The following is a 23,324-nucleotide window of genomic DNA, read 5'->3' as shown; positions in this document are numbered from 1 at the left end:
AAGTTCAGTACTATTCCCATATACTTTTTAGCTTTTCTTATTTTCCATTTTTTAGGTGTGAAAAAGGAAACTCCCCTCACTTATATCAAGAGCGGAGTTTCCTTTTATTATTCGATTACTTTACTTCTTGATTTAACAAAGATGACAGTTAATCCTATCGACAGTAACATAATCCCAACTAATAGAAGATTAAACAAGTTAGTTGAAGTATCTGGTAATTTACCACTGTCTTTTTGATTTTTGTCACCATTTCCAGGCTGTTCTGGATTAGGTCGATTTTCTACATCTTCACCTGGTTGCTCTGGGCGTGTTGGGTTCTCTTCACCTTCACCTGGTTGCTCTGGAGTTGTTGGGTTCTCTTCACCTTCACCTGGTTGCTCTGGAGTTGTTGGGTTCTCTTCACCTTCACCTGGTTGCTCTGGGCGTGTTGGGTTCTCTTCACCTTCACCTGGTTGCTCTGGGCGTGTTGGGTTCTCTTCACCTTCACCTGGTTGCTCTGGAGTTGTTGGGCTTTCCTCTATAACAACAGCTCTAATGTCGTCGAAGTAAATTGTACCTTCTGATCCACTACCACCAATATAAATAGCGAATTGTGCCACTCGATTTAAGCGTGTATCATCGAATATTGCTGTTTGATTTGACTCCCAACTAGCTGGAGCAAAATCACTGAAAGGTATTTCTACAATACCTTCAAAGTCTTGATCTACATTAATATTCCTCTCGAAATGTACACCACCTGCTTGGATTTGGATCGTAACATGGTTATTTAGCCTTTCATGTTTCATCCAAAACTGCAATGCTTCCATACCTGACCAATCAATTCCACCAAGTGGTTTTTGTCTTCCAGCATAACCAGCCGCTCCAAGCTTATAGCTATACTCTAGACCAAAACTACCATTTTTTTTGTGATCTTGAGATAAAGTCAATGTTACTGGGTCTCCATTGTTGGAATATGTTGCTCTCAGTAGTCCAGTATCACCATTATAGTTTTCGAAATCATCAACTATATAAGGGTCAGCCGCTTTCTTTTCTGCTACATTCAGGAAGGTTACATTATCAATAAATATCGAACCATCAAAATTCCAATCTCTTGCAACAAAGGATAATACAAGAGCTGTTGCTTCCTCATGGTCAAACAAATTAAAAGTTACTCTTTTTCTTAAATAGTCACCCTCAAACTCCTCAAAGTCAGCTAAGGTTAGCTTTATTGAGCCTTCATTAGGTTTTATAAAACCACTTGGTGTTGAAAAACCAATGACAGGTTGGAATTCATGGCTTGCTGGAGCATCTTTTTGAAGAACGATATCAAAAGATACCTGATTTGCTTTTTCAATTGCTACATCACCTAGATCTCTTTTAACTTTCACTTCTTGCCATGTCCAATTAGTAGCGTCCCCATCATCCTCGAATAGAGCTTCAATTTCAAGCGCAGCTAGTAATTCATTGTACTTTAGCTCAGCTTCTAAAGTTCCAGCAGCTGTCCATGGTCTTTCATGCTCAAATCCGTCTAGATTTTGATCAAATGTAAACTCCGCTACGACTATCGACGCATAAACAGTGACAAGTGCTGTTTTCTCAATTACTGTTCCCTCTTTAAAAGTTGCTGTCACTTTAATATCAAACGATTGACCGTTTTGTTCAGCAGTCGGTTGCCAAGGAGCTTCATAATATTTAGTGAGAGGATTATACACCATCTCTAACTCTTCTGCTCCAGTTGAATAAGTGATGGTTTCAACCTCTTGGTGATACGCCCCAGCCCTAATCGTTGTTTCACCATTTACCTCTTTACGATGTGTTGGCGTAACGATGTACAAAAACGGCTCTGATTTTTCTACTGTTGAAGATTGCAGATCGTAAACACCTTGCAACCGTCCATTAAACGCTGTGTAATCATCATTATAGAATTCAATAAAACCATTTAGCATTTCATTATGACCAAGTGTAGGGTGATTTCTATACGGTACCCACATATGATTAAGTGCACCGTTTCTCCACGTTAACATCCAAGCCATTTTACTTGCTTGTGGATCTTCTTTTATTTTCTTTAGAAGCTCAGGCCACCAATCCACATTTTTATTATTTTCTGGCCAAACTCCGTTGTTATTATCCATTGCTCCAATCTCTGTAATTGCTGCAATTTTCCCTCGTTCTTCTGCAAGTCTAACGATCATTGCTGAATCAGCAACTACCTGATTCATCCAGGATTCTGTAAAGTTGCGATCATACATATCAAAACCTAGTACATCCACATATTCGTCTCCTGGATAACGATCCAAATAGTTTGCTGGATTTGCATCAAAAAAACCATTTGGTGAGTAGGCATATAAGAAGTTATTCACTTCTTTTACATCTCTTAAGTATTCTACTGTATATCTCCAAATGTTAACGTATTCTGCTTCTGTCGCATGTGGCGCTCCCCACCAAAACCAAGCTCCATTATGCTCATGATAAGGTCGGAAAATGATAGGAATTTTTTTACCAGCATCATCTAATAGTAATTCGTTAGCAAAGAAAGCTAACCTATCTAACCATTCATTGTACGCATCATGATCTTTCCCACCTGGTAAAATATGTTCAATCACTCTGCCGGTATCATAGAAATCACCACTACCTGATGAGAAGTTAGGCATATGGGCACTTAGTGTTATGACACCACCTCTTTCATATGCTAATTTCATCACTTCCGCTGTAGCTTCGGGAGAGTTAGGTTCTTCATTACCATCAATCGATAAAGTGTCCCAACCATAAACTGCAGGAAACTCTCCTACTGCATTTTTTACATCTGATTGTGTTCCGTCCATACCTGAGAACGTAACACCTTGTGTTGTAGTATGTTGGTGTCCAAAAAGGATATGTTTCCCACTAATATTTTGTAAATATTTAAAAAGTGATACGGTTTCTGCTGTCGCATTCGGATCAACTAGATTCACTGGATCTAAATTAAATCCAACTGTACTAATTTTTTCTTGAGGAACTGGAAGTATTTCTGGGTCTCCCCACTCCCTCACTTCAGCCTTTTTAAATATGACATTATCAATATAGATCGGCCCAGTATATAGAATTCCTTTCGCAACAAATGCAATTGTAAATACATTTTTGTCTTGGTGACCAAATAGTGTATTTGTAACGGAAATTTTTACATATTCCTTTTCTGAGATTGTGACTAACTCATAATCTTTAATAGCTTTAGCATGTTCACCATCACCAAACTTCGCCCAACCTGGATCTAGGGCAACGTGTGGGTTTAATTCAATGTTTTGATAGTTTGCTAGACGATCAGCTTCTAAAAAGATTTCATAGGACACCTTTGAAGCTTCACCTAACTTCGGAACATTTTTAGAAATTTTAAGCTCTTGCCAACCTGATAGTTCATCAATATTAGCATTCACTTGAAGTGCTCCATCACCAAAGTTAGCTGCATGTGTTAGTGCAGGAGAACCAAACTTCGCTTGCCACGTCCCTGCATCTTGCCACCCAATGATATCGTTTTCAAATGCGAAGTGCGCAACTACCCCTTCAGGTAATGCAATATCATCACTAGGTGATGTATTTGAAGCCGCAAGAGTCATCGTTACGTTATTAATATAGATGGAACCTTTATAATCCATGTCTCTTGCAATAAAAGATAGCACCATATCGGCCGCTTCCTGATGTTCAAATAAATCAAACGTTACCGTTTTACTTAGGTATCCTTCTCCATACTCTTCTAAATCTTGTTTCTTAAATACATTAGAATTCTCGTTTGGTTTAACAAACCCAGATGGCGTTGAAAAACCTACAGTTGCTTGAAATTGATGACTTGCAGGAATCTCATCTGGCAGAATGATATCAAAAGATAATTTAACAGCTCTATTAATATCTACATCATCAAGTAATCTTTTGACCTTTACTTCTTGCCATGTCCAGTTACTAGAATCTCCATCATCAATGAACTCTGCATCAATTTCTATCGCACCATCGAATAATGAAGTATGTTTGGTATTGGCAACCAAAGTACCAGCTGCTGCCCATGGGGCTTCTTGTTCAAATCCATCTAAACCTTCATCGAAATTAAAACTTAAATACTCAGTTTCTATTAATTCATTGTTTGTTTCGTTTGCATAAGTAGGTGTGAAAACAGGCATCAGCCCTGTTAATACTAAGATCATAGTTAGAAAGAGCGATATTTTTTTACGAAATTTCTTATTCATTTGTTTCCTCCTTTAGTTGTTAGGAATGAAAATTACATAATAGTTATGTCAGCGTTTTCATAAAAAATTAAAAAAATAGGATCTTTTACAAAAGTAACAATAATTGTCGGACATCACCATCCTCATATGTATTTGTAAGCTTAACGATAACTTATGTTAACTTTATAATAAGATTACTTATATGTCAATGTTTATTGAGGTGATTTAACGATTTTTACAGACATTCTTTTCTAATTTTTCTGCTGACAGTGGTATTATTTAGATAAATCATTATAGTGAATTTTTTTTAAACTAATCGTTAAAGTAACGTTGTCTTTAACGTAAAAAAGTACACTCTTGTGCAGTGTACTTTTTCGCTCTCACTTTAGTTATCATCGATTAAGATATTTTAAATACATTTATCTTTTTTTCTAATTCTAGTATCGTTTCTCCTAAACTTTCAGAAAATCTACCTAGCTCGTTTGCTGCGGAAGCTTGTTCCTCTGTAGTTGCCGTTACCTCTTCTGTTGTAGATGAAGAAATTTCAGCAACTACCACCATTTCTGATATTGAGTTTTCGACCTGCTCTTTAACATCATTAATCCTTTTGATTGAATTCTCCATAACACTAATACCAGAAATAACGGTGCTTGTATCAGAAATGATATCTTCAAAAGAACCCTTTGTTTTGTTTAGCGATTTTGTTTGTTCATCAAAAAGTATCATTGACTCTTCAACTAACTTTACCAAATGTTCAGTTTGAAGTAGAATTTTCTCAATAACCTTAGTAATTTTTTTTGTCGATATTTTCGACTGGTCAGATAATTTCCTTACTTCCTGCGCTACTACTGCAAACCCTTTTCCTGCTTCACCCGCCCGAGCTGCTTCGATACTCGCATTTAGTGATAGAAGGTTTGTTTGTTCACTAATATTATCTATTAATTTTATAATATCAGTAATTTCTGTTATCTCTTTATCTAACTTTGTAATCGTAACATCTACCAATGCAATATTATTACCCATTTCCTTATTTTTATCCGTCAACTCTTTTATATTTGTAATTGATTGACTACCTAACTGTTTCGTTTTGTTGGTGGCGCTGATAACATTGACCATCACATTTTCTACTTCCCCAATTTGATAAGATAATTCTTGCATCTCCTTATTGGTTCTATCTGCAAAATCAACCTGTTCCGCTGCCCCCTTTGCGACTTCTTCAACAGCAGCAGCTATTTGTTGAGAAGTATGCATCGTTTCGCTTGAAATCCTCTTTAAATCTTGTGCACTACCAACGGCATATGTTGAGACTCTCTTGCTCTCCTCAATTATTCCTTTAATATTTTCCAACATCTTATTAAAACTTAAGCCAAGTTGACCTATTTCATTTTTTTGCACGTATGTTGAACTAACATTTAAATTCCCTTGTTCTGCCTTTTTCATTAAACTAACAATATTGTTTATCGGCTTTGTAATCGTAAGTGTAATGATGATGCCAGATAAAATTGATAAAATAACAAAAATGATAACGATCATATAAACATATTTAATAACATTGTTTATTTCTTTCATAAGCAAAGATCTTTCTGTTGTAATGATAACTTCCCACCCATTAGAGCTTTCATTTCTTAATACTAATTGATCATTATCTTCAAGATGATCTTCTCCAAATGCATATTGACTCCCCAGGTGTTCATTTAGATTGCTAGCAACTACTCGGTTTTTATTGTCTATAATAAATATTCCTTGACCACTATTCTCAGATAGTTTAAATACTGTATTAAAAAGATCACGGTTAATCGTTAAAACCATCATCCCAATTTCTCTATTGAAATTATTTTTCACAGTTTGAAAGAGATAAATTTCATCTAGATTATTGTTAAATCCTGATACCCACAAAGGTTCACCATTTAATTCACTAAGTTTTTCTTTCCAACCTAAATTTACAAAATCATCGTATTGAAAAGATGTAGTATTCCTACCAAAAATATTCCCATCCTCTTTTACAAGAAAGAAATTATTGATGTTGGAATTTGCAAAAATAATTGACGAAAAATAATCTGCGGCAGCCTGTTTTTTCTGAAATAGTTCAGCATCAGATAAGTCACTGTTAGAAAAATCGTTCAATAAATTCGGATTCGAAAAAGGAATAAACATAATTTTCTCAGTTTCTTCAATAATGTTATTAATATTGTGAGTTAAATGAACGCTTACTTCTTCTGTCAAGTCTGAAACTTTGACTTCAATTGCATTTTTAGATACGGAAAATACAAAACTAGCAATAACAACGCTTGGCAAAATACTACAAAATACGAAAGACAAGATAAGCTTAGTTTTGAGACTAACACTATTTCCCACTCTATAAAACTGTTGCTTTTGTTTTTCACGAGATTTTTTATTATTAGACCTTCTAAATTCACTTAATCTGTATTTAAATTTCACCCAAATGCTCAATTTCCCCTCCCCTTTCAACCAGATGTATATAAATGATGTCTACCAAAATAATTAGTACAATTATATTTTTACTAACGGACCAACCTTAGCCAATACCATATCTTTAAGAGTAGCTAATTTCGTTATACTACTTTCTAGCGAATTGTCCTTAACCCCAAAGTAAAACTTTATTTTCGGTTCAGTACCAGAAGGTCTCACACAAAACCAAGAACCATCAGAAAGAATAAATTTTAAAACATCTGATGACGGGAGATAAATCTTGTCACTAGTGGCTTTATTGATATATTTTCTTATTGAATGTCTATAATCTTCTCGAATTGTAACCTTCGCTCCCCCAACAGATAAATCTTCTATTCCTCGGAAAAATTCCATAACAGTAGCCATCTGCTCTAATCCATTCTTTCCTTTCAAGGTAATCGTTTGTAAATCTTCTTGAAAGTACCCATATTTCTTGTAAATTTCGAGCAAACCTTCATATAAAGACTTACCCATCTTCTTGTAGTAAGTTGCGACTTCAGCAATGAAAAGACAAGCTTGTACAGCATCCTTATCTCGAACAAAATCTCCCACTAAATAACCATAACTTTCTTCATATCCAAATAGAAATTTTCGCTCCTTGGTAGTTTCAAACTCTTTTATTCTTTCACCAATGTACTTAAACCCTGTTAAAGTATCGATAGTTTCTAAACCATTCTTTTCCGCAATAACACGTCCAATCTCACTTGTAACAATGGTTTTTAAAATAACTCCATTTTTCGGAATATCCTTTTTATATCGTAGTAAATAATCCAGCATTAGAGCACCAGTTTGATTGCCAGATAAAACAATATACTTACCATCTTGTCCTCTAACAACTACCCCAACTCGATCAGCATCAGGATCCGTTCCCATTAAAATATCGGCGCCAACCTTTTCTCCGTATTTAATTGCCCATTCGAAAGCTCGGTGTTCTTCAGGATTTGGAGAAGAAATCGTCGAAAAATTGGGATCTGGTTGCTCTTGCTCTTTCACAATATACACTTGCTTAAAACCTAATTCCGTTAAACCTCTCTGTACTAATTTATTTGCTGTACCATGTAGTGGGGTGAATACGACTTTTACCTCTTTAGCGCTTTCTTGTAACAAACCTTCATTAACGACGATAGACTTCATAACTTTCATATACTCATCTTCTAGTTCTTGCCCCACCATTTTCAATAAACCATTAGTAAGAACTTCATCTTTATCGGCTACAGGAAGATGTAATTCATCATACACCTTATTAATATTAGTAATGATTTCATTTGCCACCTCTAAGGTAACCTGCCCACCATCCGAACCATAGACTTTATAGCCATTATACTCAGGTGGGTTATGGCTTGCTGTAATCACAATTCCCGCTGCCGCTTTGAGTTCTCTTACAGCAAATGATAGAAGTGGTGTAGGTTGAAGTTCGTCAAATAAATATACCTGAATCCCATGAAGAGTTAAAATTTTAGCGGCTTCTAACGAAAACTCAGAAGATTTGTGCCTTGAATCATAAGCAATTACAACCCCCTGTTTCTTAGCTTTTTCCCCCTGAGCATTGATATATTGAGCTAAACCTTCTGTCACCTTACGTATTGTATAAATATTTAAACGATTAATTCCAGGTCCGAGCTCACCTCTAAGTCCACCTGTACCAAACTCTAATGTTTTATAAAAACAGTCTTCAAGCAAATGCTCATCTTCTTGAATTCTTGCTAATTGTTCTTTCAGTTCATGATCTAGTTTTTGAAAGGTCGTCCACCGTTCATATGCCGTTTTCCAATTCATTTATTATTCCCCCCTAAAGGACCGTACGTTGTATGAGATAAAATAAACTGAGCATCGCCCGTTAACTGATATTCAGAAATTGTTGAAGGAAGAATTAAATGATCGCCTTTGGTAAATGAATAGGATTTACCTTCAATAATAACCGAGCCATTCCCCTCTAAAATACTCAATAATAAATAGTTTCGGTTCATCTTCTGCTCTACTGAACCGTCTAATTGACAATGGTACACTGTGAAATATTTTTCAGATACTAGCTGCTTCGTGATTAATCCTTCTTTACGATTTGCACCTTGTTTAACTTCAGCATCTTTATGGGGAATAGTTGAGACCTCAATGGATTGTTGGACATGCCGCTCGCGCTTATCACCTTTGTCATCAATACGATCATAATCATACACCCTGTAGGTCGTATCAGAGCTTTGTTGTGTCTCTAATATTAATGCCCCTTTACCGATTGCATGAATCGTTCCGCTAGGCACATAATAAAAGTCCCCCGGTTTAATCGGGACCTTTTTTAACAATAAATCCCACTCACCAGTTTCAATCATCCGAACAAATTCTTCTTTCGTTTTTGCATGATGACCTAAAATCAAATGAGAATCAACTTCACAATCAATAACATACCAACACTCAGTTTTACCCAGTTCTCCACTCTCATAAATCCGAGCATATTCATCATCAGGGTGAACTTGCACTGATAAATCATCATTAGCATCTAGTATTTTCACTAATAAAGGAAACTTTTCCCCTTCCTCATGACCAAATAATTCGCGGTGATTCTCCCAAACTTTTGTAAGAGTCTGCCCTCTTAGTGGACCATTCTTTAGAATCGATGGTCCATTTTCATGAGCCGATATCCCCCAACATTCACCAGTATTGGTGGATGGAATTTCGTAATTATAGTAATCTCGTAACTTAGTTCCACCCCAAATTCTTTCTTTAAAGTCTGGTTGTAAAAAAATCGGTTCTTTGTACATGATATAAACTCCCTTGTTATTCTGTAATTATTTTCCTTAATTCAGTATTTGTTCTATAATTTTGCTTTTCCAACCATTCACTAACACCGACATTTAGAACCTCCCCCCGCGTAACTATGGCGATAAGTCCTATATAATTCTATTGTTAGATATGGTCGATCTTTTAATTTCTGAAAAGGTCAATACGCTCTAATATCTCAAAACAAAATCTCGAGTTGTGATAAGGACATTTCCACGGTTCCACTTTCGGCATATCAGAAAACACTTTACGGTCTCTAGTTAGCTTCCAATACCACTCTCCGTTTTCATGATCAATCATGTATTTGTTTGTAAACTTCCACAATTTTTCGACAGCTTCTATATATTTCTCATCTAGCGTAAGTTGATAAGCATTCATAAATCCGACCATCGCTTCCGCTTGAATCCACCAAACTTTATCAGTGTCTATCATAACGCCATCCTTGGACTCATTTAACAAGCTACCATCTGTATCCATACCCTCACTTAAAACTTTCTCTGCCATTTTTATCGCAATCGATTTAACCTTGGCGAGCAATCCTTGATCACCGGCGACTTCAGCCGCTTCGTAAAGTAACCAACTACCTTCAATATCATGACCATAAGAAACTACATTCGAGAGGGAATTCCACTCTGCATCAAAAAACAATTTAAATTGAAACGTATCATTATCAACGATTTTTTCAATAGATACTTCAATTAATTCAAGGAATTTCTCCTTGAAGGCTTCATTCTTCCATACACGGTATAAATTCGTATAGGCTTCAAGAATATGCAAATGGGTATTCATTGATTTTGGCGAGTTCATATCTTTTCCACTTAGTCGTAAATCGTCTTCTACCTGCCATTCTCGTGTATAGGCTTCAAAATACCCTTTATTCACTTGGTCATAGGCATGTTTCTCAATTAATTCATAAAGAGTTATCGCTAATTTTAAAGCCTCTTCATTTTTCGTCGCAATATAATATTCAGTTAAACCGTAAATCCCAAAGGCTTGGCTATAGATATGTTTCCTCGTCTCCTTCGGCTCGCCCTTATAATCAACCATCCAGTATAAACCACTATGCTCCCGGTCATAAATCTTCGTCATTAAAAATTCATAGGCTTTTGTCGCCACCTCTAAGTAAGTTTCATTTTGATATTTGTTAAAAGCTTTCGAAAACGTCCAAAGAATCCTCGAGTTTAATATACCTCCTTTATCTGCTTCTTTTTGGATATCCTTTGAGTGCGTAATATAGCCGTAAAAACCCCCATTTTCATCATCTACTGTATGGTCCTTCCAAAAAGGCAATATATTTTCTTCTAATTCTTTTTCAATACTTTCCTCTAGTTGTTCCAATCGTTTAACAGTCATTTTCGCTTTCGCTCCTTTAAGATTTTATTCCCAAACTTACAACAAAAGGTAAACCAATTGGTTTACCTTTTTGATTGGTCAATGTTCGATTTTACATTTTACCTTCTTGTTGATCATCATCAACAGCTTCGTGATTCTCTATTACATAGTTTACAATCTCATCAACTTTAGTATAAGCAACTCCAACATACGTATCTGCCGCACCATAATATATAGCTATTCTCCCTGTATCTGCATCATGAAGTGTTGCACAAGGGAATATTACATTTGCTACAAAACCTCTTTCCTCATACCACTCTTCAGGTGTTAAAATAAAGTTCTTACATCGGTATTTAACAATAGAAGGGTTTTCCAAATCAAGAATGGCTGCACCCATACTGTATACTAAACCGTTACACGTACCAGTTACTCCATGATAGAACATTAACCAGCCTTCACTCGTCTCAATCGGCGCAGGCCCGCCACCAATTTTGACATTTTGCCACCAACCATCTCCACCTTTACCCATGACATGGCGATGCTTCCCCCAATATGTCATGTCTGGGCTTTCGCTTAAGAAAACATCTCCGAATGGTGTATGACCACTATCACTTGGACGAGATAATAAGACATAGTTATTTTTTATTTTTCTTGGGAATAAAACCCCATTTCTGTTAAAGGGTAAGAAAGGGTTTTCTAGTCTTACAAACGTTTTGAAATCCTTCGTCTTAGCCATCCCAATTGAAGCACCATAAAAGTCTGTACACCAAATGATGTAGTAAGTATCTTCAACTTTTAAAAGCCTTGGATCGTAAGCGTAATTAGGATTAAAACTATTCCCCGCCTCATCAACCATCTCAATTTTTTTCTCATCAATCGTCCAACTTAGAGCATCATCACTCCAACCTAAACTTAAATGAGGACGTCCATTGATTGTTTCAGCTCTAAATACACCGATAAATTTCCCTTCATATGCGATAACGGCACTATTAAAAATTCTCGCAATTCCTTTCGCCGGATTTCGCTTGATAACGGGGTTTTCCGAATGTCTCCAAACAGGCGTTTCTAACCCTTCAGGTTTTTCTTGCCACGGCATATTTGCTAAACTTTCTCCAATAATCTTCACTGTTGTCATTAAAATAATCCTCCTAGATTATGATTTTACTTTAAAGATTTCTACTTCACTGATCCTGCCATACTATCGTATATATACTTTTGTAGCGATAAGAAGGCAATTAGCGTTGGAATTATTACAATAATAATCCCTGCACATATCACTTCCCATTGAGATCCATACGGCCCCTGGAATTTAAACAAAGCTGTCGATACTACTTGTAAATCTTGCTTAGGCATATAAAGGAATGGAATATAGAAGTCATTGTATATCGCCACTCCTTTAATAATAAATACCGTTGCGATTGCAGGCTTTAATAACGGTAAAATAATTTTCCAATAAATTGTAAAATATGAAGCCCCATCAAGCATCGCAGATTCATCTAATGAATAAGATATTTTATCTAAAAACTGTAAGAATATATAGACAGCAATAATATCAGTCCCCATAAATAAAGCTATTGCCGCCCACCTTGTGTTAAATAAACCTAAGTCATTAATAATTTGAAATGTCGCTACTTGAGTTGTTACAGCAGGAATTAAAGTAGCTAATAAAAATAACGTAATCATAATTTTATTACCTTTAAACTTAAATCTGCTCAACACATAAGCAATCATTGTCCCAATAAGTACAGCACCGGTTAATGAAATTACTAAAATGATTAATGTGTTGATAAAACCAGTTAACATATTCCCTTCAAAAAAAGCTCGGCTATAATTTGTGAAATTCAGCCAATTTTCCGGTGGTGTTAATGGATTAGTTCTGTTATACTCCTCCGGTGTCTTAAATGAGGCAAATAAAACTACGACGATCGGTAATATCGCAGCAAAAGCACCTAATACTAATGATAGATATTTTAGAAAACTAAATAGTCTATACTTCAATTTATACATCAATATTAGGCCTCCTTTTCACTAAATATAAGTCGTTGAATAACTGTGACAATTACAACAATCCCAAGCAATACTACCGCCATTGCAGAAGCTAAACCAACCTTACTAAACTTAAAGGCCGTATCAACCGTTTGAATAACAAACGTTGCACTTCCATTAGAACCGCCTGTCATAATATACGGAATTTCAAAAACACTAATAGCTCCACTTACAGCCAAGATTAAGTTCAAACCAACAATTATTTTAATACTCGGTAAAATAATATATCTAAACTGATGCCATTTATTAGCACCATCTATTTCCGAAGCCTCATAAACCTCACTAGAGATAGATTGAATTGCCCCTAAGAAGATAATAAAGTTAAAACCCATATACCTCCAAACAGACGTACCTGCTAATGAAAAGTTAATAATATTTGGATTCCCTAACCATAGTTGAGTCAACTCACCTAATCCAATAAAAGATAATAAGCTATCTAAAGTACCATCTGGCCTAAAAAAGAATAGAAAGATAAATCCTATCGCAACTCCATTTAACAAATACGGAAAAAAGATAATTCCCTTAAAAAAATTTTTGTATTTTACCTTAAAGCTTAAAATTGTCGCAAAATAAAGTGCTAAACCCATCTGTACAAAAGTAGCAGCAAAATAATATAAACTCACTTTAAAAACACCGAAATATTCCGGTCTAGTAAAAACCGTTTTATAGTTCTCCATTCCGACAAAAGTCATATTCGGGCTAAACCCATTCCAACTATGAAAACTATAGTAAAACATTCTATACAAAGGTAAATAAGAGAAAGTAATAAGTAATAATAAAGGCAAAAAGGAAAAGGCTACAATAATAATCTTTTTCTGTGTAGGGTAGCTAAGATTAAACAGATTAGGTTTGCTAGAACCTGTTTTTTTTTCGTAGCTAGAATGTTTATTTTCCATAAGTAGATACCTCCAGCTAGCATTTCAACATAATTAGATAGAAAGGGAAGTAGCTTAGCAACTTCCCCTTATTTTTTTCTTCTTTTGTAACTATTGAGTTACTTTTTCACGAGCCTTTGCCCATCTTTGATTTAAATCGTTCATGATATCATCGAATGATTCTGCTCTATTTCCAATACCCGCTTCTATTATGCGTTGTTTAAAGATTGGTTGCCATAAACCTACTTCTGCCTCACGATCAATTAAATCAACCCAACCTTCCTGTCCAGGTTGTGGATCAGCTTCAGAAATTAGTACTACTCCTAACGATTCGAACGCACTTAGTGTCTTAGGGAACGGATCAGCCTTCACTGGAGAGATTGCACCATGAGCTAATGCGAAGTTAGACTCATTAGTAAACCAATCTAACCACGCTCTTGCAGCTTCTTTATTGTTAGAGTTTACGTTAATACCAATTTTATAATCTCCACCACTTTGAGCATAAACAGTTCCGTTTACATTTGAAGGGAACGGCATATATCCAATATCGTTAGGATCTTCTGCAAGCTCCTGAACTTGACCAATAGCCCATGAACCTAATACCATTGCCCCTATTTCACCTTCAGCTAGTAGAACTTTAGATGTTTCCCAATCCGTTGTTAATGGATCATTTTCAATTAAACCTTGTTTTGCTAAATCATACATTAATTTATAGATAACATAATGTGGTCTACCCGGTGAGAAAGGATCATCCATATTTGGAAGTTGAACATTTACAAAATCCTCTTCCCCAGCTACTGATAAACGGTGGTTTTCCCACTGATCAAGCGGCCATCCAGCTGCATAGTTCGTATAGTAAGGAGTTGCATCTGTATTGTCTTTAATTGCTTGCATCGCCTCTAAGAAACCTTCCGGTGTATTTGGTAATTCTGTAATCCCTGCTTCTGCGAACAATTTTTGGTTGTAAACAATTCCCATAGCATTTACCATTACAGGAATACCATAAGACAAGCCATCGTAGGCCATTTCATTTGTAAATAAGTATTTTTGACTTAGTTCTTCAACAGAACCAAGTGGTTCAAAGAAGTGACCTAATTCAGGAGCTGCCACATCATTAGGAATTAATAGTACATCACCGTAATCTTTTGTGTTCATACGGATTTTCACTTGACCTTCGTAGTCAGTAATTGCTTCAAAATTAACCTTTACATCAGGATAAATTTCGTTAAATTGTTTTGCATACTCTTGAAACGTTGTATTAACAATATCAGTTCTATTCGTTAAAACAGTGATTTCACCTTTAACATCTTCAACAGATGTTGCATCTTCACCAGTAGGTGTTTCATTCGGTATCTCAGTTTCAGCAGGAGCAGGCGTATCTTTCCCGCCACAAGCTGCAATAACTGATAAAGAAAGAATAAACACTAATAACATTAACCAAACTTTACTCTTTTTCATTTCGTTTCCCCCTCAATAATTAGTTTATCGTTTAGCTTACAAGTTAAGTTTATTATGGGAACGCTTTCTTGTCAATCACTTTTTTGGTTTATTTTATAAAGTATTATTTAATATCCATTAGAAAGCGTAACCATTAGCTTCACATATGCAACTTAGGTTTGTATCGAACTAAACCATAACTGAGAAGATATTTTTAAATACAGTATTCGCTTTCAAAAAAAGGCTATGCAAATATACAACTTTAAGAAGCGTAAAACCATATAAAAAAGTTTATTTTAAGTTAACGTTAACTTAAAATAAACTTTTATTTATCAGAAAAATTCTTTTAATCATCACTTGAATTACAAAGGAAATTAAATAAGTATATAGAACAGGAGCAATGAAGATAAAAAGTAAGAAATTTATCCCTGCTATAGCAAAAAGAAGCCCTAATAGACATAAAAGAATTATTGAAACTCCAAAATGTTTAATTGTCGAAACAAAAGCTAGAGCTATTGCTTGCTTAAAATTTACTTTTTCAGGGCAAAATACTAAAAAAGAGCATGTGTAGGTAATAACTATAATCGTAATTCCTAAAATATACAACAATATAAAAATAACTATTAAAGAGTAAGAACCTTGACTTTGCACAGTAAAGAATAGCAAATTATACGTTATTATTAGCAAAAATGACAATAAAAATGATTGTAATTTAAAGATGTTGTATTTCTGATAATACCGTGAGAACAAGACGCTTATTTTTTCATGGTCCTGATCCTTTTTAACATCCTCAGTTACGGCAATTAATGAACAAAATGCAGGAACTAAACCATATACTACAAAACCCCTTATTAAATAAATCCAAAATAATAAACTTGCCTTAACATACTGATATAACTTTGTAATAATTAGTTCCATCTTTTACATCTACCCTCATTTTCGAATTGATTATAAAAAAACAAGGCAAAATCACCTTGTTTTTATTTCTTTTACAGAGTCTCGAAAGATAATATTCCCTTTAATCAAAACTCTACCGTAAGTTTTATTTTTATTTTTTATTTTTTCAATGACGAATTTAACTGCTACCTTTGCCATCTCCTCAATATCAACTTCGACTGTTGTAAGTTGAGGATCAGTAATAGTTGCATAAATATCATTATCAAAGCCAACTACGGAACAATCTTCTGGAACGTTATAGCCTAATTTTCTAAGTTTGTTTATTAGTAAATAACCGACTTGGTCGCAATTGCAAACAAAAGCTGATGGTAAATTACTAGGTAAGTCAATATCAATAAATTTCCCTTCTTCATCTCGATCATTGATAATAAATTCCTGCCTTAGAGGAATTCTATGTTCAAGTAACGATTTATAATATCCTAAGAAGCGATCTTGTATACTACTAGTCGAATGGATATTACCGACATAAGCAATGTCTTTATGACCATTTTTTATTAAATAATTAGTTAGTTCATATACCCCATAAAAGTTATCAGTAACAATAGAATCAATGTCCGATTGATCCGTATAAAAATCCAAAAATATCTTCGGAATATCGACATTGCGCAATAATTCAATATAACTACTGTTAACTTGACCTAAAATAATAAATCCATCGACTTTGTTTTCGTAGTAGATTTTAGGTAGAATTAAATTTTCCTCATCTTTTGTGCTCAATAATTGAATAATGCCATAATAGCTGTATTTTTCTAAGACCGTTGAAATATGCTGATAAAACTTTAAATAGAAGGATTGTGCTTCGCCAGTAAACCTTTCAGGAATAATAACTCCAATATTATAAGACAAGCCTTCCTTCATTGACTTCGCTACCGTATTAAAGCGGTAACCCATTTCTTCGGCAAGTTTTTTTATTTTCTCTTTTAGTTCTTCACTAACGCCATCTTTATCATTCAACGCTTTGGAGACGGTTACACTACTTACATTTAACCTTTCAGCTATATCCCTCATTGTTACATTACTTCTCATAAAAACGCCTCCTCTCCTTACGTATTTACTTTAGCCCAATAGTTTCATTTTAACCGTTTTTACTTAATAATTGAAGGTTTTTTTTAATTAAATTTATTCTTTGCTCAGCACACTTTAATGAGCGATAAGGATCTTCAGGTGTATTGAATGTGTAATCGACTAATTTTTCTAGTGTAGTAGTCGCTACATGAATCCGTGTATCACTTGATGCGTAATATATATATATATTATTATTTTCGTCGACTATTGCCCCATTACAAAAGATCACGTTGGAAACATCCCCCACACGTTCCTCGTCATACGGTGCGATAAAATGACCACCAGGTTTAGCAATAATTTTAGACGGTTCTTCTAGACTTGTTGCAAAAGTGTATAATACATAGCGTAAACCAGCAGCAGTATTTCTAACCCCATGAGCAATATGGATCCACCCTTTTTCTGTTTTTATTGGGGCAGGACCTTGACCATTCTTCACCTCATAAACAGTGTGATAAACTCTTTCGTCAATATTCGTTTCGGAAGTGATTACCGGATTCGTGATCTCATCACATAGGCCAAATGCTATTCCTCCACCTGATCCTGTGGAAATAAATCCATCCTGTGGTCTAGTGTAGAAAGCATATTTTCCATCAATGAACTCTGGATGTAACACAACATTCCTTTGTTGAGGAGATGGTGTTTTAATGTTTGGCAATCGTTCCCATTTCTTTAAGTCCTTCGTCCTTACTAAGCCCGCTTGCGCAATTGCACTCGATGTATCAAACTGCTGCGCATCAAGGTCCTTACTTTCTGAACAATAGATACCATAGATCCAACCATCTTCATGCTGAACCAATCTCATATCGTATATATTCGTTTCTTCTTTATCGACATCATCCCAAGTCAGTGGTGTGTCAATGAATTTAAACCCATCGATACCATTATCACTTTCTGCCATTGCAAAAAATGATTTTCGGTCTAACCCTTCGGTTCTAACTACTAGATAAAACTTTTTGTTAAAATATATAGCCCCTGGATTAAACGCCGCATTAATGCCTAACCTCTCCATAAACTCCGGATTCGTTTCTTTGTTTAGATCAAAGCGCCAATGAAGTGGTACATGATGCCGAGTAATAACTGGATTTTTATATCTGTCGTAAACCCCGTTATAAAATTCGTCGTTCTTTTCATTCTTTTTTGATAAGAATTCCTCTTGCCCTTTTAATAATTCAAAATACTTTTCATGTATCAAGTAAAAAACTCCCTTCTTAAAAAAACGATTAAGTTATCGATAACTTCATTATATAGTATTAGTAACTTAATCGCCACTATTTTCGAAAAAAGTTTAATTAAAGTTACTTTTACCATCTTTTCCTTTGTCATGCTAATAATGGCTGTCTATTTTTTTTTCAGTTGTATTAGTAATTTCGTTTAACCATTTTTTTGTAAGTGTTCTTCTAATCCCAAAAAATAAGCGTACTAATTCGTGAGAGTTTCCTAATGCAAAAACGATGTAAAGTGGCAGTTTTAAATAAATTCCTAACGCGGCAAGAGGCAATCCTACGAGCCAAACCCCTAATAAATCTAAATATAATACGTATTTTGTATCCCCGCCTGCCCTTAATACACCCATATTATTGACCATATTAAGAAATTTCGGCGAAATAATTAGTGCATAGATTAACAGTACACTACTCGCATATCCTGCAACAGTATCTGTAACTTTGTATAGAGAAATAAACAACGGCGATACCAATATTACTCCAAATGCAGCACAAATTGAAAGTATGAACGTCAAAAACAGAAATCTTCTTGAATATAAATAAGCTCTCTCTTTTTGACTAGCACCAATTCTGTTACCAACCATAATCGAGGATGCATCACTTATTCCAATAAAAGTTGCCATAAAAATAAATACTAACGGATCAATTAACGTTATTGCTGCAATGACATCTGTGCCCATTAGAGAATACATCCAGAAAAATGTCATTTCACCAACCGTCCAGACAACATGATTGATAACTGAAGGGATGCTAATCGTTAAGTAATTTTTTATCAATGTAACATCAAAAATTTCCTTTGCGGTTAATCGCTTCAGTTCAGTAAGGATGCCAAACTTTTGAATGAGTAGAAATAGTAGCATTGTTTGGATGACTCTAGCAAAAACGGTAGCAAGAGCTGCTCCTTCCACTCCTAATGCTGGCGCACCAAAATTACCAAAGATAAAGATGTAATTTAAAACTGTATTAAGAACAATAACAAATATATTTATATACATTGGGGATTTAACTTCACCCATGGACCTTAAAACAACTTGGATCAAAATCGTTAGACCTGTAAATAAATAACTAAAAGAAATTAGCTTTATATAACTAGCTCCTAAAACTATAACACTCGAATTATCAGAAAAAATACCAATGATACTATTAGAATTAAATACAACTAAAATCATCGACAATAGTGATACGGAACTAATAATTGCGAAGGTAATCATTAACACTTTCGATATGCCGGTTTTGTCACCTTTCCCCCAGTATTGAGCTGAAAAGATGGCTGCTCCAGTTGCAAAACCTTGTAAAATTATGATTAACATTGTGTTGATCTTATTTGCTAAACCTACGGCAGCAATACTTTCTACGCCAAGTTGGCCGACCATCACTGAATCTACCATATTTAATGACGAAGTTATCAAGGTCTGAATAGTTATCGGTATGGCGAATGCTAACATATTTCTATAAAACTGCTTTTTTTCAGCTATTGTTTCTATCATAAAAGTCTCCTACTACTAAAAATTGTAATACTACATTCAACGAGACATTATAATTAATTATTAATTAATTATTAATTAATTCAATTTATCATATTCCCTAGTACTTTCCCTCTCTTGACCATCACTGTTAGCTTAAGAGTGGAGCATGGGCAATTCGAATTGTTCTCGAGATCACCCACCCTTTACGTCCTCTGTAACAACCTTTTAATCAATCAACTACTTCGCGTACCATTCTTGAATTACTTTTTCCGCCTTTTTTCCATATATATCAAAACCTTTGTTTGTTTTCGCTTCCTCTAGCAGATACAATTTAGTACTCCAATCCCACCAAAAAAAACCTGCAAACCATGGTTCATCCCAAAACACTTTAATGACTGAACTGTAAAATTTTTCTTGTTCTTCTTCACAATAAGGTAAGTCAACATGAGTAAAATCCCAAGGCATTGTTGCACATCCTAGAGCGCTTCTACAGCCGATTTCCATGAATACGATTGGTTTATTAAATTTCTCATGTAATTTAATCATTTTTGTCTTTACTTTTTCCCAATTCTTAATCATATTTTCTTCACTGTCGTCAGGTTTTTCACCAACAGGGTAATAGGCACTCGTTCCAATGAGATCAACTTTATCAAACCATTCGACACCTTCCTCCTTACCATGGTTTGCATTATAAATTAACGGGCCACTGTATACTGCTCTCACCTTTTTAATGACTCGCTCCCACTGACTAACTCTCGTCTCGGTACTAATCATTTCACAGCCGATACAAAACATTTCGCAGCCTAACTCATTAGCAAGCTCGGCATAATGAAGTAAAAAATTTTCATATGACGCAAACCAATTATCCCAATATTCAGTGGCTTCTTGAGGAAATCCAATCCGCGCTCTCCAAATTCCATCTTTGCAATTTACAACTGGTTTTAAACAAACTTTTAGACCTAAATCTTTTGCTTGTTTTACTGCAAACTCAATATCTCTGTCTGTCATTGTATGACCATAGTCAAATACGATTTCTGTTGAAGAATATGATGGTTGAAATGTATAAAAAGAAAGTGCAATCCACTCACTTCCCGTTTCCTTCAATTTCTTTAATGATGCAACAGCATCAGGTGTTCTATAGGCACCCTTCGTTGTATTCCAACCGTAAGTCATTCCTTTTATAAATAGTTCTTTCATATTTTCACTCCTTAATCTTCAAAGTCATTTACCACGTCTCTAACTTTACTGGTAGATTCCCGAAGCATAATTGTTCCAGCTAACAATACCTTTTCAAAAGGTGCGTTCTTCTCACTTATTCTCTTCAATAGCATCTCTACCGCTCTTTTACCAAGACCTGATTTCGCAATATCTACCGTTGTTAATGTTGGTGACATTTGGTAGGTTATTTCTTTATTATCAAAGCCTACTATTGATAAATCATCTGGCACGTTCATATTAAATTTTTTTAATACTGAAATAACCCGGGTTGCAATGTTGTCATTAGCACAAACAAAAGCGGTTGATAAAAAACTATTCGTTTTCTCTATAAACCAATTTTCGAAATGCATCTCTATTTCACTATTATCAATCGTTTCTAATGATGCATCTCTTTTTGCAGTAAGATTATTTTGCTCTAATGAACTACGAAATCCCAACCAACGATCATAGAAACTGCGGGAATAATTAATATCACCAATAAACTGGATCTGTTTATGACCTAGACCGATGAGATGATTTGTTAAATGATAACTACAATCAAAGTTATTATTAAAAATCGTGTCACAACGTATTAATGGATCTTCGTAGTCAATTAAGATTATCGGAAGTTTCATTCGATCTACTTCAAGTAAGAGGGGAGCAGAAATTACACCAACACCTATAGCACCAATAAAATGTTTAGGATTAAGAACAGTTGTTAATTTTTCTACATTACTTTCTGTCATCACAAATATACCTATACCTAAATCTTCCAATGTACAAGAAATTCCATCAACAATTTTCCCCCAATAAGACGAATCCTTTGTTTGATGCCTGATGTTTTGCATAAGTACTAACACAATTTCATTTTTATTATTTCGGTTTGGCCTAGATTCTTGGTTTTCAATTGGTTGATTTATTTTCTTATTCTTTTGAGAGTAATAACCCAATTTTGCGGCTGCATCAAAAACTTGATCACGTGTAGTACTATTAACCCCTTCCTTTCCAGAAAGAGACCTTGAAACAACAAACTTGGAAACCCCTAAATAATCAGCAATTTGCTGCATCGTCACTTTTTTTGACATATAGTTCCCTACTCCTTGTTTGATTTGATGTACGTAATTTGTTATATTTGTTATTTTAAATTGTTTTTGTTATGATAACACACCATTAGCTTGTTTGGCTACTTTTAAAAATTAGTCTGTTGATACCTGTTTCTTTCTGTTTAACAATCGCTTAGTTTCTATACAAAATAATTTTTCATCAACTCCCTTTCAAAAACAAGTAACCTCAAATATTAGTTATATTTGTTATTATAAAAAAATAAAACTAGAGGGCAACCATTCCCTCTAGTTTTATTTTTCTAAGATTAATCGACATTTATTGATCGATGTTTAGCAACACTAGGATATTTAATCTAGTGGAGTTAACCAGTACTCAACTAAATTAGCTTTGTGTGGTTAAATAATTTAAATAATGAAATTAGTTAAATTGAATTAAAAGGCCATTAATTAATTTACTAATAAATTGAGTTTAAGTTTCCTTTTCCCCTTTGTAGTTTTTTTTCGGTAATATTATTTAATTGTAACCGCAAGAACTCATACGGCAGATTAAGTTTTTCGTTATTTATGAACAGTTCTTGTAATTCATCTTCTTCCGTACTAAATTCTTTTAGTATGTTCATTTCTTTATGGATGCTCTCCATCTTCTTATCTAGCTGAGCAGCAGAATTAGCAGCTTGTTTTAGTTCGTCCTTTAACTTTTGAGGTACTTCTTTGTTATATTTATAGTAGATTTTATGTTCTAAACTAGCCCAAAAATCCATCGCAATTGTCCTGATTTGTACTTCAACACAGACATTTTCTTCGCGGTCAGACATAAATATAGGAATTTCTAAGATTAGATGTAAGCTTTGGTAACCATTTGGTTTTGGATTTTTAATATAGTCCTTACATTCAATGAGCTTTATATCTTTTTGATTTTGCAGCATTTCACTTAATTCATAGATATCCGAAATAAAGGAACAAGTAATTCTAATTCCAGCAATATCTTTAATATTTTCTTTAATTGTAGGTAGGGTAATTTCATAGCCTTTGTTATACGCTTTCCTGACGATACTTTCAGGCGTTTTAATTCGCGATTTTACATGCTCAATTGGATTATAGTCATGAACATATTGGAACTCCTGTTTAAGTATATCTATTTTTGTATTTAGTTCATCTAATGCAAACTTATAGTACATCATAAAGCGAGTTAACTCTGTTTTTAAAGTTTTTAAATGTTTAACATCCATTGTCATTACTTCCATCATTTTAA

At 34.6% G+C, this 23,324-nt stretch carries 16 protein-coding genes; all 16 read right to left on the bottom strand.

Going from position 1 to position 23,324, the window contains the following annotated elements; all coding sequences use genetic code 11:
- Positions 1-107 precede the first annotated feature (107 nt).
- The 16 genes from ACK4M9_RS06325 to ACK4M9_RS06250 all read right to left on the bottom strand — a co-directional run bounded on the left by ACK4M9_RS06325 (position 108) and on the right by ACK4M9_RS06250 (position 23,316).
- Positions 108-4,190, bottom strand: coding sequence for a glycosyl hydrolase (locus tag ACK4M9_RS06325; protein WP_409848762.1), 4,083 nt, complete (start codon positions 4,188-4,190; stop codon positions 108-110).
- A 378-nt stretch (positions 4,191-4,568) separates the two neighbouring features.
- Positions 4,569-6,620 (bottom strand): methyl-accepting chemotaxis protein, encoded by a 2,052-nt coding sequence (locus tag ACK4M9_RS06320; RefSeq protein WP_409848761.1) that lies wholly within the window; start codon positions 6,618-6,620, stop codon positions 4,569-4,571.
- 60 nt (positions 6,621-6,680) lie between these two features.
- Complete coding sequence (locus ACK4M9_RS06315) at positions 6,681-8,414, bottom strand: phospho-sugar mutase (RefSeq protein WP_409848760.1); 1,734 nt, start codon at positions 8,412-8,414, stop codon at positions 6,681-6,683.
- Positions 8,411-9,391: a mannose-6-phosphate isomerase, class I gene (gene manA, locus ACK4M9_RS06310; protein WP_409848759.1), complete on the bottom strand. Its 981-nt coding sequence runs from the start codon at positions 9,389-9,391 to the stop codon at positions 8,411-8,413. Before manA ends, ACK4M9_RS06315 begins: the two co-directional genes overlap by 4 nt.
- 163 nt (positions 9,392-9,554) lie before the next feature.
- A complete protein-coding gene (locus tag ACK4M9_RS06305) occupies positions 9,555-10,763 on the bottom strand; it encodes an AGE family epimerase/isomerase (RefSeq protein WP_409848758.1) in 1,209 nt (402 codons plus the stop codon).
- A 91-nt stretch (positions 10,764-10,854) separates the two neighbouring features.
- Positions 10,855-11,877: a glycoside hydrolase family 130 protein gene (locus tag ACK4M9_RS06300; RefSeq protein ID WP_409848757.1), complete on the bottom strand. Its 1,023-nt coding sequence runs from the start codon at positions 11,875-11,877 to the stop codon at positions 10,855-10,857.
- 41 nt (positions 11,878-11,918) lie between these two features.
- Entirely contained in the window at positions 11,919-12,749 is an 831-nt protein-coding gene (locus ACK4M9_RS06295; RefSeq protein ID WP_409848756.1) for a carbohydrate ABC transporter permease, read from the bottom strand.
- A gap of 5 nt (positions 12,750-12,754) precedes the next feature.
- Positions 12,755-13,684, bottom strand: a complete 930-nt coding sequence (locus ACK4M9_RS06290) for a carbohydrate ABC transporter permease (RefSeq protein WP_409848755.1) — start codon at positions 13,682-13,684, stop codon at positions 12,755-12,757.
- Between the two features lie 90 nt (positions 13,685-13,774).
- Positions 13,775-15,121 carry an ABC transporter substrate-binding protein gene (locus ACK4M9_RS06285; RefSeq protein ID WP_409848754.1) on the bottom strand — a complete coding sequence of 449 codons (1,347 nt, stop codon included), beginning with the start codon at positions 15,119-15,121 and terminating at the stop codon, positions 13,775-13,777.
- Positions 15,122-15,412: 291 nt separating this feature from the next.
- Positions 15,413-16,018, bottom strand: a complete 606-nt coding sequence (locus ACK4M9_RS06280) for a YesL family protein (protein WP_409848753.1) — start codon at positions 16,016-16,018, stop codon at positions 15,413-15,415.
- A 51-nt stretch (positions 16,019-16,069) separates the two neighbouring features.
- Positions 16,070-17,083 (bottom strand): substrate-binding domain-containing protein, encoded by a 1,014-nt coding sequence (locus ACK4M9_RS06275; protein WP_409848752.1) that lies wholly within the window; start codon positions 17,081-17,083, stop codon positions 16,070-16,072.
- A 49-nt stretch (positions 17,084-17,132) separates the two neighbouring features.
- A complete protein-coding gene (locus ACK4M9_RS06270) occupies positions 17,133-18,314 on the bottom strand; it encodes a glycoside hydrolase family 130 protein (RefSeq protein ID WP_409848751.1) in 1,182 nt (393 codons plus the stop codon).
- A 132-nt stretch (positions 18,315-18,446) separates the two neighbouring features.
- Positions 18,447-19,832 carry an MATE family efflux transporter gene (locus ACK4M9_RS06265; RefSeq protein WP_409848750.1) on the bottom strand — a complete coding sequence of 462 codons (1,386 nt, stop codon included), beginning with the start codon at positions 19,830-19,832 and terminating at the stop codon, positions 18,447-18,449.
- A gap of 216 nt (positions 19,833-20,048) precedes the next feature.
- A complete protein-coding gene (locus ACK4M9_RS06260) occupies positions 20,049-21,008 on the bottom strand; it encodes a glycoside hydrolase family 113 (protein WP_409848749.1) in 960 nt (319 codons plus the stop codon).
- Between the two features lie 11 nt (positions 21,009-21,019).
- On the bottom strand, positions 21,020-22,093 hold the full coding sequence (locus ACK4M9_RS06255) for a LacI family DNA-binding transcriptional regulator (protein WP_409848748.1): 1,074 nt from the start codon (positions 22,091-22,093) through the stop codon (positions 21,020-21,022).
- A gap of 434 nt (positions 22,094-22,527) precedes the next feature.
- Positions 22,528-23,316 (bottom strand): GTP pyrophosphokinase, encoded by a 789-nt coding sequence (locus ACK4M9_RS06250; protein WP_409849173.1) that lies wholly within the window; start codon positions 23,314-23,316, stop codon positions 22,528-22,530.
- Positions 23,317-23,324: the final 8 nt, after the last annotated feature.

This window comes from Anaerobacillus sp. (assembly GCF_046314235.1).
In the GTDB taxonomy this organism is placed as follows: domain Bacteria; phylum Bacillota; class Bacilli; order Bacillales; family Anaerobacillaceae; genus Anaerobacillus.
Note: the sequence above shows the minus strand (reverse complement) of the source record. Positions and strands in the feature narration are given on the sequence as shown.

Coding starts and splice junctions, on each gene's coding strand:
- ACK4M9_RS06255 (WP_409848748.1), bottom strand. CDS start 22,093: ATGTCAAAAAAAGTGACGATGCAGCAAATTGCTGATTATTTAGGGGTT.
- manA (WP_409848759.1), bottom strand. CDS start 9,391: ATGTACAAAGAACCGATTTTTTTACAACCAGACTTTAAAGAAAGAATT.
- ACK4M9_RS06295 (WP_409848756.1), bottom strand. CDS start 12,749: ATGTATAAATTGAAGTATAGACTATTTAGTTTTCTAAAATATCTATCA.
- ACK4M9_RS06290 (WP_409848755.1), bottom strand. CDS start 13,684: ATGGAAAATAAACATTCTAGCTACGAAAAAAAAACAGGTTCTAGCAAA.
- ACK4M9_RS06250 (WP_409849173.1), bottom strand. CDS start 23,316: ATGGAAGTAATGACAATGGATGTTAAACATTTAAAAACTTTAAAAACA.
- ACK4M9_RS06300 (WP_409848757.1), bottom strand. CDS start 11,877: ATGACAACAGTGAAGATTATTGGAGAAAGTTTAGCAAATATGCCGTGG.
- ACK4M9_RS06285 (WP_409848754.1), bottom strand. CDS start 15,121: ATGAAAAAGAGTAAAGTTTGGTTAATGTTATTAGTGTTTATTCTTTCT.
- ACK4M9_RS06325 (WP_409848762.1), bottom strand. CDS start 4,190: ATGAATAAGAAATTTCGTAAAAAAATATCGCTCTTTCTAACTATGATC.
- ACK4M9_RS06260 (WP_409848749.1), bottom strand. CDS start 21,008: ATGAAAGAACTATTTATAAAAGGAATGACTTACGGTTGGAATACAACG.
- ACK4M9_RS06275 (WP_409848752.1), bottom strand. CDS start 17,083: ATGAGAAGTAATGTAACAATGAGGGATATAGCTGAAAGGTTAAATGTA.
- ACK4M9_RS06280 (WP_409848753.1), bottom strand. CDS start 16,018: ATGGAACTAATTATTACAAAGTTATATCAGTATGTTAAGGCAAGTTTA.
- ACK4M9_RS06265 (WP_409848750.1), bottom strand. CDS start 19,832: ATGATAGAAACAATAGCTGAAAAAAAGCAGTTTTATAGAAATATGTTA.
- ACK4M9_RS06315 (WP_409848760.1), bottom strand. CDS start 8,414: ATGAATTGGAAAACGGCATATGAACGGTGGACGACCTTTCAAAAACTA.
- ACK4M9_RS06305 (WP_409848758.1), bottom strand. CDS start 10,763: ATGACTGTTAAACGATTGGAACAACTAGAGGAAAGTATTGAAAAAGAA.